This is a genomic window from Pseudomonas sp. P9_2 (genome assembly GCF_034008255.1).
GTDB lineage: Bacteria > Pseudomonadota > Gammaproteobacteria > Pseudomonadales > Pseudomonadaceae > Aquipseudomonas > Aquipseudomonas synxantha_A.
The window spans coordinates 5516911-5531301 of sequence record NZ_CP125376.1 but is presented as its reverse complement, the minus strand read 5'-3'; the positions used below and the strand labels follow the sequence as shown (position 1 = coordinate 5531301).

The 14391-nt window shown below is 60.1% G+C and carries 11 protein-coding genes and 1 pseudogene; 11 read left to right on the top strand and 1 reads right to left on the bottom strand.

Annotated features, from left to right (window positions below):
- Nucleotide 1: 1 nt before the first annotated feature.
- From QMK52_RS24245 to QMK52_RS24205, 9 genes and pseudogenes are all read left to right on the top strand, one after another.
- A complete protein-coding gene (locus QMK52_RS24245; protein WP_320403558.1) occupies nt 2–1192 on the top strand; it encodes a hypothetical protein in 1191 nt (396 codons plus the stop codon).
- Between the two features lie 281 nt (nt 1193–1473).
- A complete protein-coding gene (locus tag QMK52_RS24240) occupies nt 1474–4578 on the top strand; it encodes an ImcF-related family protein (RefSeq protein ID WP_320404212.1) in 3105 nt (1034 codons plus the stop codon).
- Entirely contained in the window at nt 4575–6161 is a 1587-nt protein-coding gene (tssA, locus tag QMK52_RS24235) for a type VI secretion system protein TssA (protein WP_122735750.1), read from the top strand. Before QMK52_RS24240 ends, tssA begins: the two co-directional genes overlap by 4 nt.
- Before the next feature lie 24 nt (nt 6162–6185).
- Nucleotides 6186–7955 (top strand): type VI secretion system baseplate subunit TssF, encoded by a 1770-nt coding sequence (tssF, locus tag QMK52_RS24230; RefSeq protein ID WP_122735749.1) that lies wholly within the window; start codon nt 6186–6188, stop codon nt 7953–7955.
- Nucleotides 7919–9016 carry a type VI secretion system baseplate subunit TssG gene (gene tssG / locus QMK52_RS24225; RefSeq protein WP_320403557.1) on the top strand — a complete coding sequence of 366 codons (1098 nt, stop codon included), beginning with the start codon at nt 7919–7921 and terminating at the stop codon, nt 9014–9016. Before tssF ends, tssG begins: the two co-directional genes overlap by 37 nt.
- Nucleotides 8997–9533 (top strand): type VI secretion system lipoprotein TssJ, encoded by a 537-nt coding sequence (tssJ, locus tag QMK52_RS24220; RefSeq protein ID WP_320403556.1) that lies wholly within the window; start codon nt 8997–8999, stop codon nt 9531–9533. Before tssG ends, tssJ begins: the two co-directional genes overlap by 20 nt.
- Nucleotides 9534–9536: 3 nt before the next feature.
- Nucleotides 9537–9977, top strand: a complete 441-nt coding sequence (tssE, locus tag QMK52_RS24215; RefSeq protein ID WP_122735743.1) for a type VI secretion system baseplate subunit TssE — start codon at nt 9537–9539, stop codon at nt 9975–9977.
- A gap of 17 nt (nt 9978–9994) precedes the next feature.
- A complete protein-coding gene (locus tag QMK52_RS24210; RefSeq protein ID WP_164366045.1) occupies nt 9995–10726 on the top strand; it encodes a type VI secretion system ImpA family N-terminal domain-containing protein in 732 nt (243 codons plus the stop codon).
- A gap of 49 nt (nt 10727–10775) precedes the next feature.
- Nucleotides 10776–11515 (top strand): annotated as a pseudogene (locus tag QMK52_RS24205) (IS3 family transposase); the annotation flags it as partial.
- Between the two features lie 480 nt (nt 11516–11995).
- Here the strand turns inward: QMK52_RS24205 and QMK52_RS24200 are convergent.
- Nucleotides 11996–12646 carry a response regulator transcription factor gene (locus QMK52_RS24200; protein WP_194440429.1) on the bottom strand — a complete coding sequence of 217 codons (651 nt, stop codon included), beginning with the start codon at nt 12644–12646 and terminating at the stop codon, nt 11996–11998.
- Between the two features lie 311 nt (nt 12647–12957).
- Here QMK52_RS24200 and QMK52_RS24195 point away from each other — a divergent pair, with 311 nt between their 5' ends.
- Complete coding sequence (locus tag QMK52_RS24195; protein ID WP_194440430.1) at nt 12958–13518, top strand: fimbrial protein; 561 nt, start codon at nt 12958–12960, stop codon at nt 13516–13518.
- A 25-nt stretch (nt 13519–13543) separates the two neighbouring features.
- The gene (locus QMK52_RS24190; RefSeq protein WP_194440431.1) at nt 13544–14290 is read left to right on the top strand and encodes a molecular chaperone; all 747 of its coding nucleotides are present in this window, start codon (nt 13544–13546) and stop codon (nt 14288–14290) included.
- Nucleotides 14291–14391 lie beyond the last annotated feature (101 nt).

Below are 14391 nucleotides of genomic sequence, written 5' to 3'. Positions count from 1 at the left end.
AGTGCCGGTCGATTTGAGGGCGCTGCCGGAAAAGCTGCCATTGCCCGCGCCGCTTCGTCATAGGCGCTGGTGCCTGATGGTGCTCTTGGGAGCGATGCTGGTCGGCGCTCTGGTCGCATTGTTGTGGCCGCAGGGCCATTGGCAAACTTCGCTGTGGTTCTGGTGTTGTGTGGTGATATTGCCGGTCATACCGGGCTTACTGATCTATGCCTTGCGCTTGTTGGCTTACGAACGACACAGTGATTACGCCCAGAGCTGGAACCGAAGCCTTGAAGAGCAGGAGCAGGTGCTGGTTCGGCAGGGGCAGCGTACCGTGGGGCTGTTGGCCACGTCCTATTGCACCGCTGTTGGGAACAATCTAATAGCCCAGGCACTTCGCCTCGGCAGCAAGTCATTGCAACCGGTTTACCTTAAGTCTCAGGCTCAAACGATGCGATTGAGCCAACTGGTGCCTTATGTACAGGAGCACACACAAGCAGAGTATGCGCAGCGTTTGGCTCTGTATTTACGGCAAGTGTTGGCGGGGCTTGAACCGGATTTGCAGCGCTATGTCCGCGACCAGCCATTACGGGTACGTATACGGCACAACCAGGTTCTGAGTGATGAAAAAGTGTTGTCGCTATGGCGGTTGGCGCGTCAGAACGAGCAGTCGGATGATCAGGTGTTTTTCGCCACGCAGGACGATGGTTTGATGTGGCTGGATGCTTGGCTGGATCAACCAGAGCGGTATCGGCTCTTGTTATCGTTGGAAATCAATTTGTTTTTGGAACCTGTCTCCGAACAGGCCGAGTCCGTTTCGGCGGTGTTATTGGCGTCGGCTGACGAGTGTGCGGTACAGACCTTCGTGCCGACGGCTTGGGTTCACCGGCCCGTGCGAATGGATGACCCTGATTTAGCGTTAAAGGACGCGTTTTTGTGGGGCCGGCTGCTTGAGAGCCAAGCGTACATGACCTGGCTCACTCAAATACCTGGCGAAGTTTGGTGTGACGCAAGCATCGTTCTGAGCACTCTGGGTTACCCCCTTGATGTTGCCCGGTGCCATACGTTGGATGACTCGTTTGGTTTACCTGGGGCGGCGGTGGGTAACGTTGCTCTGGTACTTGCCGGTGAACAAGCCCATGCGGATCGTCAGGCTCAGGTGGTGATGTTGCAGGACACAGGTGCTCAGGTTTTCGTGGTCCAGCCTGTTTGATGATGTCGATATAAGGATTAATCGTGAAAAAGAAAAGCATCAGTGTCTGGATAGTGATCCTTTGCGTACTGATCGTGGGCAGTCTGTTGATTTGGGTGGATAACCCGTTAGTTCCGTCAGCCAACGAAACCGATAAGTTGAAGTTTTCCGCAGGCCTGCTGATTGCCTGCCTGTTGTTTTTTTTCCTCGATGGGCTGAGCGGGTGGGGGACCAAGGCCTTGGCATCAATGGATTTCTACTCTCGCTGGCGAGGGGATAAAACAGCTCGCACTTCCGACGTGATGCCTACCGCTACCAAGCGTCGGCTAGTGGACCCCAATGCCGTAATCCAACTGAAGGCTCACCTACGCGAATACTACGGCCCCCTCTGGCGCCAAAAAGTCCGCCTCCTCCTCATCATCGGCAACCCCGACACCGTCGAAGCCATCGCCCCCAACCTCACCACCCGCCACTGGCTGGAAGGCCAAGGCACCGTCCTGCTGTGGGGCGGAAACGCCCATGAATCCCTGGAGCAAACCTTCACCGCACACTGGTCCGGCCTGAGCCGTTGGCGCGCTCTGGACGGCGTGGTCTGGGCCTTGGACAACCCCCAGGCCGCCGACGATGCCGCGATGGCCACCGGCGTGCGCCAGTTAAAGCGCTTGGCGCATCACGTAGGCTGGCAGTTGCCCTTGTACCTCTGGCAAGTGTGCGCCAGCACCTGGGAGCAAACTGGTCGTGCGGTGCAACCGGTGGGCTGTGTATTGCCCGAGCGTTTTAGTGCGCAGGAACTGCAGGAGCAGTTGACCGAGTTGCTCACGCCGTTGCGCCGTGCCGGGCTGGGGCAGATGAATGAGACGTTGGCCCACGATTTTCTGCTGCGGTTGTCGCGTGATTTGCAGGCCAAGGGAATTGCCCTTTGGCGGCAGGTGCTGGAGCCGCTGACGCCCGATTTTGCTCGGGGAGTGCCGTTGCGTGGGCTGTGGTTCAGCCTGCCGGTGGCGCCGCTAAAGTCTGCTTCAAAAACCCACGACTGGTCCGCGCCCGCCCCGTGGCAGGGTGTGCTTGAGGATAACCGCAATAGCCGCCGTCTAGGCTGGGGCGTGGTGCGCGTCGGGTATGCGTTGGTGTTGGGCCTGGCGCTGTTATGGGGCGCGGGGTTGTTGCTCTCGTTCGTGACCAACCGCGTGCAGATTGGCGAGGTCGAGCGTTCGGTGGCGGCGTTGCAGCAGCCCGGGAGCGGCGACGCGCAGTTGACCGCGCTCAACGATCTGACCCGTGAACTGGCGCGTCTGGATTACCGTGCTAAAAACGGGGTGCCGTGGTATCAGCGCTTCGGCCTGGAGCAGAACCAGAACCTGCTGGCGGCAGTGTGGCCGCATTACGTCGAAGCCAACAACCGCCTGATGCTCGACCCGGTGGTGGCCAACCTGCAGGGCCGGCTCAAGGCGTTTATCGCCTTGCCGCCCGGCAGCGAACAGCGTGCGGGGGCCGCGGCGGGAGCTTATGAAAATTTGAAGGCGTACCTGATGCTGGCCCGGCCGCAAAAGGCCGACGCCACCTTTTTACGCAAGGCGCTGGTAAACGCCGAACCGGCGCGCAGCGGCGTGTCGACGGGGCTTTGGCAAGGGTTGTCGCCGGTCTTGTGGGGTTTCTATGGTGAGCAGTTGGCGGCGCACCCGGACTGGGCGATCAAGGCCGACCCGGCGCTGGTGGCCCAGGCCCGTCAGGTGTTGCTCAGCCAGTTGGGCCAGCGCAATGCGCAGGCCGCGTTGTACCGCAAAGTGCTCGACATTGCGGCCAATCAATACCCGGCGTTGAGCCTGCACGGCATGGTTGGCGAAACCGATGCCTCGGCGCTGTTCACCACCACGGCCAGCGTAGCGGGCGTCTTTACCCGGCAGGCGTGGGAAGGCCGGGTGCGTCAGGCCATCGATGAGATCGCCGAAGCACGCCGCGAGGAAATCGACTGGGTGCTCAGCGACAGTCAGACCGACATCGCCAGCGAGCTGACTCCGCAGATGCTCAAGGAGCAACTCACCGAACGCTACTTCCAGGACTACGCCAGTGCCTGGCTGGATTTTCTCAACAGCCTGCGCTGGCGCAAGGCCGAGGGCATGGGCGATGTGATCGACCAGTTGACCCTGATGACCGACGTGCGCCAGTCGCCGCTGATCGCGCTGATGAACACCCTGGCCTATCAGGGCCAGGCCGGCACGCGCACGCAGGCCTTGGCCGACTCGCTGATGAAGTCGGCCAAAGACCTGCTCGACCAGGACAAGGTGCCGCTGATCGACCAACAGAGCCAGGTGCCGCGCAGTCCATTGGATGGCACCTTCGGGCCGCTGCTGACCCTGCTTGGCAAGGACGCCGAAGGCAAGGCCGACAGCGAGCGCCTGAGCTTGCAAGCCTTCCTCACCCGGGTGACGCGGGTGCGCCTGAAGCTGCAACAAGTGAGCAGCGCCTCCGACCCGCGGGAAATGACCCAGGCCCTGGCGCAAACCGTGTTCCAGGGCAAGAGCGTCGACCTCACCGACACCCAGTCCTACGGCAGCCTGATTGCCGCCAGCCTTGGCGCGGAGTGGGGCGTGGTCGGCCAGACGCTGTTCGTGCAGCCGCTGGCGCAAGCCTGGCAGCGGGTGCTGCAACCTTCGGCGGCAGGGCTCAACAACCAGTGGCGGCGGGCAATCGTCACCGACTGGCAGGGCGCGTTCGCCGGTCGTTATCCGTTTGCCAACACCACCAGCGACGCCTCGCTGCCGATGCTGGGGCAGATGATCCGCGCCGACTCCGGGCGCATCGAGCAGTTTTTGCAGAACCAACTGGGCGGCGTGCTGCGCAAGGAAGGCAGCCGTTGGGTGGCCGACCCGCGCCACAGTCAGGGGCTGCGCTTCAACCCGCAATTCCTGGCGGCGATCAACCAGCTCAGCCAGTTGGCCGACGTGATGTACACCGACGGCGGCATGGGCATGAGCTTCGAGTTGCAGGGTAGGCCGTCGCGCAATGTGGTGCAGACCAACTTCATTCTCAACGGTGAGGAACATCAGTACTTCAACCAGCGCCAAGCGTGGCAGCGCTTCAACTGGCCGGGTTTCAGCGACGACCCGGGAGCGAGTTTGAGTTGGACCAGCGTGCAGAGCGGCGAGCGCCTGTTCGGTGATTTCGAGGGTACCTGGGGCCTGATCCGCCTGCTGGAAAAAGCCACGCTCACACCGCTGGACGACGGCGACAGCCGCTTTCGCATGGTACTCAAGGCCCCGGATGGCCTGGACCTGACCTGGAACCTGCGCACCGAAATGAGCACCGGGCCGCTGGCCTTGTTGGCGCTGCGCAATTTCACCTTGCCGCAGCAGATCTTTCTCGCTGAGAGCACGGCGACTACTGCAACACAGGGGAACCTTGAATGAGCCTGCACTCCCTGGTCACCCAATGCCTGGGCGAACGCGACGCCGTGGCCCTGGCCCGTCAGCAGGCCGGGCCCTGGCAGGCGTGGCTGCAGCCGATCAGCAGCGACGCGCCCGCCGGCCACGACCCCGGTTATGACGACGACTTCCAGCGCATGCGCGAAGAAGTCAACAAGCTCTCCGGCGCCGATGCCGAGCAGGTGGTGCAGTGGGCGCAGAAACTGCTGGAGCACACCTGCAAGGATTTGCGCGTGGCCACCTATTATCTGTGGGCGCGCCTGCAAAAAGACGGGGAGGCCGGGTTGGCGGATGGTCTGACTTTGTTGGCTGCACTGGTGGAGCGCTATGTCGCCGAGGTGCTGCCGACGCGGCCCAACACCCGCAAGATGGCCCTGGAATGGCTGGCCAGCGGCAAGGTGTTGGACAGCCTGTCGCTGTACCCGGAGGTGGTGCGCGGCGAGGCCGAGCGTACGGTGGCGGCGCTGGCCTGGCTGGAGCATGGGCTGCAAGCCTGGCCGGCGGATCAGCGACCGGCGTTGGGGGCGCTGTATGACGCGTTGTCGGCAAGGTTGGCGCAGTCGGGCGGGGTGGATGCGCTGGTGCCGCAACACAGCGCCAGTCATGAAACCAACCTGCATACGGCGGCGCCCGGCGTTACGACGATCAAGTCCGGGCGCGACCTGCTGGACAACGGTCGTGCGCTGGCCGGCTATTTGCGCGAGCAACCCCTGGGGTGGCTGGCGGCGCATCGGCTGATGAAAAGCCTGCGCTGGGACACCGTGCACCAGGCGCCGCCGGAGGAGGCCAGCGGCACCACGCGCCTGGCACCGCCGCGTGGCGATTATCGCGCGCAGCTCAAGCGCCTGTACCTGCAACAGGGCTGGTCGGAACTGCTCGACCAGATCGAACGCATGTACGCCGAGGGAGTGAACCATTTCTGGCTGGATTTGCAGTGGTACCTGTACCAGGCGCTGAGCAAGCAACCGACGCCGCAGGACAGTTGGGCGGACATCGTCAAGCGTGACCTGGGGATGTTCCTTGAGCGTTTGCCGGGCCTGGAGTTGCTGCACTGGAGCGACGGCACACCCTTCGCCGATGAGACCACCCGTGACTGGATCACCCAGCACGTCAGCGGCAATCGCCCACAACAATGGCTACCCGCGCCACGGGCGGTGCTGACCTCGGCCGACGCCGACATCCTCTCGCTGGAAAGTGAAGCGGTGGCCCAGGCTGACAGTGATGGCGTCGAGGCGGCGCTGGCCTGGCTGGCGGCGCGCCCAGGTGCGCAGACCGGTCGTCAACGCTGGCTGTTGCGGTTGTTGATGGCGCGGGTTGCCGAGCAATACGGCAAGAGCGAGCTGGCGATGCACCTGCTGGGAGAACTGGACGTCACCGCGCAACAGCACGGCCTGGCGACGTGGGAGCCGGAACTGAATTTCGAGGTCAAGGCGCGTCTGCTCAAGCTGCTGCGCTTGAAAACCCAGCGCAACGATGCCGACAAACCCGGCCTGGCCCGCCGCACCGAAGCGTTGCTGGCGGCGCTGGTGACGATCGACCCGGTACGCGCCGCCGTGCTGTGCGGCTAACCCTTATTGAGCGGGAGTGTTTGTGTGAGCATGGATAATTTGACACTGCGTTACTTTGACGCCGAGATGCGCTACCTGCGCGAAGCCGGCAAGGAGTTCGCGCAGGCGTTCCCCGACCGGGCGGCGCAACTCAACCTGGATAAACCCGGCGCCCAGGACCCTTACGTAGAGCGCCTGTTCGAGGGCTTCGCGTTCCTGATGGGGCGCCTGCGCGAAAAGCTCGATGATGACTTGCCGGAACTGACCGAAGGGCTGGTCAGCCTGCTGTGGCCGCACTACTTGCGCACCATTCCGTCGCTGTCGATCATCGAGTTGGCGCCGGACCTCAAGCAAATGAAGCACAGCGAACCGATCGCGAAAGGCTTCGAGGTGTTGTCCCAACCCATCGGTGCGCAAGGTACACGCTGCTGCTACACCACCACCCAGGCGCTGACCCTGCAACCTTTGGCGCTGGAGCAGGTGCGCCTGGCCTACGAGCCGGACGGCCGTTCGGTGTTGCGCCTGCGCTTTGCCTGCGGCGCCTTGACCGACTGGGGCGAGATCGACCTGAGCCGCCTGCCGCTGTACCTCAATGCCGACGCGCCGCTGGCCAGCGCCTTGCATCAGGCGCTGACCTTGAACACCCAGGCCGTGTATGCGCGCCTGCCAGGGCAAACCGAGCGCCAGGCGCTGCAGGCGCATTTTGCGCCCAAGGGCTTTGCCGATGAAGACCGCCTGTGGCCCAAGGGCGACAGCGCCTTCAGCGGTTATCAGTTGCTGCTGGAATATTTCACCTTCCGCGAGAAGTTCATGTTCGTGACCCTGTGCGGGCTGGAGCGCCTGGAGTTGGCTGGCGGCACGCCATGGTTCGAATTGGACGTGGTACTGCGCGAGGCCTGGCCCCACGAATTCAGCCTCAACCACGAGCATATTCGCCTGCACGCGGTGCCGGTAATCAACCTGTTCCCGCTGGAAGCCGACCCCTTGACCCTGGCACCGTTGCAGACTGACTACCTGCTGCGGCCGATGCGTTTGCAGGACGGCCATACGGAGATCTATTCGGTCGACCGGGTCACCTCGTCGAAAAACGCCGAACGCCATGACTATGTGCCGTTCACCAGCTTCCGCCACAAGGGCGGGATGCTGCGCGACGACGCGCCGGAACGCTACTTCCACACCCGCTTGAAGCGCTCGGCCAAGGGCCTGCACGACACCTGGCTGATCCTGGGGGGCGAGGGCTTCGACGCAGACCGCTTGAACACCACCGAAAGCCTGTCCCTGCGTCTGACCGGCACCAACGGCCTGTTGCCGCGCAAAGCGTTGCAAAGCACCTTGCTCGACACCGCCGTGCAATCGACCCAGGCCGGCCTGCAGGTACGCAACCTGTGTGCGCCGAGCCTGCCGCAGTACCCGCCCAACCGGGATCGTTTCCATTGGCGGGTACTCAGCCACCTGGGCTCCAACTTCCTGCCGATGCTCGACAGTGCCGAGGTATTGCGCGGCACGTTGGCACTGTACGACTGGACTGGCAGCGAGCTGAACCGTCGGCGCCTGGAGGCGATTGTCGATGTTCGCCACCATCTGGTTCAGCGTTTTGAAAAGGGCTTTTTACTGCGCGGTGTAGACATCGAAGTCACCCTGGATGCCAACGGGTTTTCGGGGGAGGGCGATATCAGCCTGTTCGGTGAAATGCTCCACCGCTTCTTTGGCCTGTATGCCGACATTCATTTATTCAACCAGCTCACGCTGATCCTGCAACCTACTGGAAAGTGCCTGCGATGGAACGAGAACCACAGTCAGCGTATTCCCGGCTGAAAGCCTCCGGTCTGCTGGATGCACTGGGCGGGCGGGTCGCGGAGGCCAACCTGTACCGGTTCTGCCAGTTGCTGGAACAGGCGTTGCCCGGTCACCCCTTGTTGGGCAGCACCGCCCACCCGGCGGATGACCCGGTGCGCTTTCGTCCCGACCCCGGCATGGGCTTTCCTGCCGGGGAGCTGCGGGCAATCGAAACCGATGAACGCCATCCCGAGCGCCCGGCCACGGTGCGTACGCGTTTGTTGGGGTTGTACGGCGTCGATTCGCCAATGCCGACGACCTTTCTTGACGACATCGCTCAGCGTCGCGAAGGCCATGAAGCCCTGGAGGCATTCCTGGATATCTTCAACCACCGGATCTTTACCCAGTTCTACCGAATCTGGCGCAAATACTCTTACCCGGCGACGTTCGAGAGCGGTGGCCGCGATGCCACTTCGCAATGCTTGCTGGGGCTGGTGGGCCTGGGCATTCCCGGTACGGCGCAACAGGTGGCCACGCCGATTTCGCGTTTTCTCGCGTTGCTGGGCGTGATGCGCCTGCCGACCCGCAACGCGGAAGGCATCGCTGCGCTGGTCAAGTTGCTGGCCCCCAACACCCAACCCAAGATAACCCCGCACTGGCCGCGCAAAATCCCCTTGGCGCAGCCGGCCAGCCTGTGCGCCAGCCGCCCGGTGAGTTTGTCCCAGGGCACGCCGCTGGGCAGTGCCGGCTTTGATGCCAACAGCCAATTGCACCTGGCGCTGTTCACCGAAGACCTGGACGAGGCCCACGGCTGGCTGCCAGGCGGCCAGTTGTACACGGACCTGTTGGTGTTATTGCGGGTGTACCTGGGCTGGCGTTGCACCGCGAAGTTGCAGTTGTCGCTGCCGGTGCGCAGCTTGCCCAAACCCGTGTTGGGCGGCCCGCCAGTGCTGTTGGGCATGACCGGCGTGCTGGGCCTGGGCGGCACCGCCTGGCAAGCCGGTGCAGATGACACCATCACCATCAATCTGGGCCGCTATCAGGGCCTGCAAGGTAACCCCCAGTTCAGAGAGGCACAGCATGTCGCGTACCGTTTTTAATACAGTAACAGTGGCGGTGCTCGGGGCACTGCTGGGCGGCTGTGGGCTGACCCAGAAGGTCACTGACGCCACCGTGTCCACGACCCAGTCGATCTTCTACAAGCAAGTGACCACCCTGCACCTGGACTTTACCGGCCGGGCGGCGATGAACACTGACGTGACCGACATGAGTGGCCTGTCGGTGCCGACCCTGGTGCGGGTGTATCAGTTGCGCGACGACACGCTGATCAACAAGGCGACCTATGAACGTGTGCTGGGCGATGCCGATGAGCTGCTGCGTGCCGACCTGTTGGACCAGCGCGCCCAAGTGGTCAAGCCGGGAGAGGGCGCGCAACTGAACATGCCGCTGCACAAGGATGCGAAATTCGTCACGGTGGTGGCGTTGTTCCGCAACCCGGATACCCGTGACAACACCTGGCGCCTGACCCTGCCCCGCGAAGAGTTGGACCCGGACCGCGCGCGAGTGATCGAACTGGGCAACAACCGCCTGACCTTGCAAGCCGCGCTGGGGGAGTAGGCCATGGGCGAATCCAACCCTTCGCTTTACGAAATCCTGCTGCAGAACTTCGACGGTGAGCTAGACCTGCATCGCGTACGCGAAGAAGACCAGCAAACCCTGTCGGTGCTCGACAACCTGCAACGCATCCTCAACAGCCGCGCGGGCTCGCTGAGCCATTTGCCCGATTACGGCTTGCCGGACATGGGCCAGATTCTGCAAGGCCTGCCCGCCACGGCGCACGCGCTGATGAACACCCTGATGCACACGTTGCTCAAGTACGAGCCACGCTTGGCGGCGGTCAAGGTCGACCTGTTGCCGCAGACGCTGCCGGGCCATCTGGAATATGCCCTCGATGTCCAGCTCAAAGCGGGTGAGCAGGTGACCTTTGGCGCCACGCTGGCGCCCGAGGGCAAGGTGCTGGTACGCCACTTGCGGCGACAAAATTATCTGTCGAACCCATGAACCCTGAAGGAAACGCAATGACGGCGTTATTAGAAAACCAGGTGCGCATTGGCGGCGACCCGAGTGGCTTGCGTGAGTGTGCCTTGCTGCGTAATGAGCTGGCCAAGTTGACGCATCCGGCCTGTCCGGATGTGGACTGGGCCCAGGTGGAGCAATTAAGCCTGGACCTGTTCGAAAAAAATGGCGCCGACCTGCAAACCACCGCCTGTTTTGCCCTGGCTTGCAGTCATCTACGGGGGGTGGACGGCATGACCCAGGGTGTGATGATGATCGATGCAGTTTGCCGCGTCGAATCCGGCCTGTGGCCACCCAGGGTGTCAGCACGCCTGGAGATCCTGGGTTGGCTGTTCGCCCAATGGCAGAGGGTACTGCGCAGCCTGGCAATCACACGCTTGGCATTACCCGCGCTGGCCCATCTGGACAAGGAGCTGGAGAGGCTGGCAAGGCTACTGGTTAGCCAGAGGCAGGAGCCTCCGGTCACGCTGCTGGCGCTAAGTCAGCAGCTTGGTGGCTTGATGCAGCGCCTAGCGCGTCGTACCGAACCCGATGGGCCGCCGCCGGTCACCAGCCCGCCGCCCGCGTTGGCGCCTTTGGTGCCCGTGGTGACTGAGCCGATTGCCCCGTCACCTGAGGCGCCTGCTGAATACTTACCTACGGTTTCGCCTGTGCGTAGGCGCACCCTGTTCTGGTGGCTGCTCGGGGTGCTTGCGTTCATCGCTTTGGCGTGTGGGGCCAAGTGGTGGATGTAGCCGGTAGTAGCCGGGATTCACCGATCCGGCGCGCGCCAAGGACGAGTAACGATTGCTGGGTTTGGTCAAGCATTCATGGCTGGAAAGTGGCGGCATTTATGGCTATCGCAAAATCCATAACGATCTGCGCGAGGTCGGTGAAGACTGTGGTCGGCATCGTGTGGCGAGGCTGATGCGTCGTGGAGGGCTGCGCTCTCAAACAGGTTATCGACGCGGCCCTGGAAAGTACGGCGGTAAGTCAGCGGTCGCCTCACCCAATTTGTTGAAGCGCCAGTTCTATGTCGTGGAACCCAACAGGGTTTGGGTCACCGACATCACCTACATTCGTACGTATGAAGGCCGGTTGTATTTGGCGGTGGTGCCGGATATGTTTTCTCGTCAGGTCGCTGGCTGGTCAATGAAGGCGCAGACGACCAGTGATTTGGCTATTGATGCGTTGTTGATGGCGGTTTGGAGGTGTAAACCGAAGCAGGAGGTGATGGTTCATTCCGACTAGGGCAGCCAGTACAGCAGCTCCGATTGGCGCAGCTTTTGAGTGCAAACAATTTGGTTGCCTGCATGAGTCGCCGAGGCAATTGTCATGATAACGCCGTGGCCGAGAGTTTTTTCCAGCTTTTGAAACGGGAACGGATCAAGCGAAAAATCTACATCACGCGGGAAGATGCTCGTAGTGATGTGTTCGATTACATCGAGATGTTCTACAACGTAAAACGCCGCCTTGGTTTCGACAATCAGCTGTCACCGGTAGAGTTTGAAAAGCGTTACGCAATGAGCTTGCAAGGTGCCTAGAGAGTCCGGGGCGATTCAACATGCGGGTGGGCAGCTCTGGGGTTGCTCTAAGTTTCCGGTATGTAATAAAGGCACAAGAGGCTCAGGCTTAGCTCGTTGGTTAGCGCGATTCACAGGCTTGTCATGCTCAAAGAAGTAGTCCATGATTCTGTCCATAGAAAGCGTTGTAAAACTTAAGAACTCAACGTTTTCAAAGGGATAGACGTTTAGTAAGAAACTCGTTTCCCGCTCCAAGCATTAATGAAAAAGCCACTCTAACGAGTGGCTTTTTTTTGCCTGCGATTTGGGGGGTAGGCGCTTTGGGGTCTTTCGTTGCTTTGCATGATGTCGGATAACGGAATCACTTGAAACGCGTTAGTCGGGACGGTGTTTACATCATTAACCGGTTGAAACTAATATCTGCGCATCGTGAAATGAACTGCCGGTTCAGTTCAGATATGAGCGGTTTCAAGTGGATAAATACTGACCGCAGTTTCGCTGTTATAAGACCGTTAAACTCCCCGCGATGTGACCTCCCCGACGCGCTGCGTCAATCATGCCAAGCAGGTGGGAAGTATTGAATTTATGAAATAATCTAAGCTTGTAAGCGCTTGCAGTCTTATGGCTGATCATCAAGAGCTTGGCGATCTCTTGGTTGTTATAGCCCTTTGCCAGAAGCTCCAAGATATCGGTTTCGCGCCTTGTGAGTTTTATTGGCTTTGGTGTATGTGATAAATAAGTATGCTTAATCGCTTGTGCCATTCTTTGTGTGACATGTGGAAAGTAGTACTTACCTCTTAGCAGCGCTTTTACAGCGCTTTGTATTTCACTCAGCTCAGCAGTTTTTGAGACAAAGCCCGAGGCGCCGGCTTTTAAACAGCGGATCAAATAATTCTCCGCATCATAGGCAGTGAGCGCGAGTATTTTGCTTGAACACTTACCCAGGGTCAGTAAAGAGATGACGTCCAACCCATGCATTTCTGGCAGCTCGAGTTCCAGGATGAGCAGGTTCGGCTCAAGTTTGTTCGCCATATACAGGGTTTCCTGTCCATTCCCAGTTTCGGCGACGACGGTGTGGCCGTTTTGTTCCAGTAGCCTCTTGATCGAATAACGCATCAGCGCATGGTTGTCGGCGATGACAATGGTGCTCATCCGTAAAATCCTTTTAGGGTAACGTTCCAACTGCTTACGCAGGGCCAAGTTCATCGCAAGTGATACAGGTCTCATGCGATGAAGGTGCCACTAACTTAAATGTGGTTTTAGAGACATTGGCAAGAAAATATCGTCTATGCGAAATGTCCTTAGTCCTTGTAGGAATGATCTATAAAGAAATAGAACGGGCTTCCTGTATCGTTGCTCTGGTCTTCCGGTAGATGTCGGTAGGCATATAACTAAGTGGTCGCACCATCGTGCGTTGCACTTGCTATTTGCATGGTCGTGAACTTAATTGATAAGGATATGATGTGAAAAATTTCTCGTTGAAAAAGCTGGTTGTAACCAGTTTTCTATGTGCTTTAGTTGCGCCTTCGCTGACCTATGCGGCGGATGGGATTGTGAACTTTTCAGGAAGCATCACAGATGTGACTTGCGACATTAACGGCCAGGCGCCAGGGGACGGCAACGTGACAAATGTGGAACTGGGGCGGATCGCGCCAGGTACATTCGCCGCGATAGGCAGCGCGTCACCGTTTGTGCCGTTCAAGCTGCAATTGTCGGGTGCGCAATGCACTAACGACGCCAAGGTTTCGATCGATTTCGATCAAGTTGAAAACATCGATTCGGTTACCGGCAATCTCAAGCTGATCGGCAGTGCACCTGCAACAGGCGTGCAGATTCAAGTATTCAACGATACGGCCAATGGCAAGAAAATCCAGCTGGGCCAAAGGGAAACAACGCCTCAGGTGGCAGTGGTCAAAGGCAATACTGCGACCCTGTCCTACAAGGCGTCTTACGTATCGACCGCGCCTGTTGTCACTCCGGGTTCTGGCATTTCGTTCGTGCGCTACACGCTGGCCTATCAATAACCGCTGACGATGCAGGAGGTGGTTCATGGCGCCGATAACGCGTACGTTTTCTCTCGCCTTCGGCGCTGTGTTCCTCGGGCTGTTTGTGCAGGCGTCCCAGGCAGCCATTGTGGTGCAAGGCACTCGAGTGATTTTCCCTGCCAATGTGGATGACGTTACGGTCAGGCTGGCAAATTCAAGTCGTGAGCCGGTACTGGTGCAAAGCTGGGTGGATGATGGGCATGCAGAGATGGCCCCTGAGGATGTTCAGGTTCCCTTTGTTGTCGCGCCTGCTGTCAGCCGGATTGACCCCAGTGGTGGAGCGGTGTTGAGGATCAGTCGTACCCAATCCATCGCTGTCGCCGACCGCGAATCGCTGTTCTGGCTCAATGTGCTGGAAACTCCGCCGCGCAGAGCTTCGGATGATGCGGTGTTGCAGTTTGCCTTCAGGACGCGACTCAAGCTGCTTTACCGTCCGACTGCGCTTGCATCGGGCGTAGACGCTGCTCCCGAGCAGCTCAAATGGACGCTTGTGGCGGCGCCCAAAAGCACGGGGGCGACGAACCTCGAGGTGGCGAATCCGACGCCGTATTACGTGTCCTTCGGCCATATCGAAGTCGACCACGATGGCCAGGCGTTTCCCGTCAAAACCGGAATGGTTGCCCCGTTCGGCAAGACAGTGCTCACAACCTCAACCCGCCTTAACCGCCACGCTGTTCGGCTAAAAGTGCGTTACGAAGCCATCAATGACTATGGCGCAAGGCGGATGTATGAGCAGCCCTTAGGCGAATAACGTCGCAGGCCTCGCGCTTCTATCCGGTTTCGGCGCACAGCCGCGGCATGGGACTGACTATGTTTTTACCTGTTCGATTTCGACCGAGAACATTCGGTGGT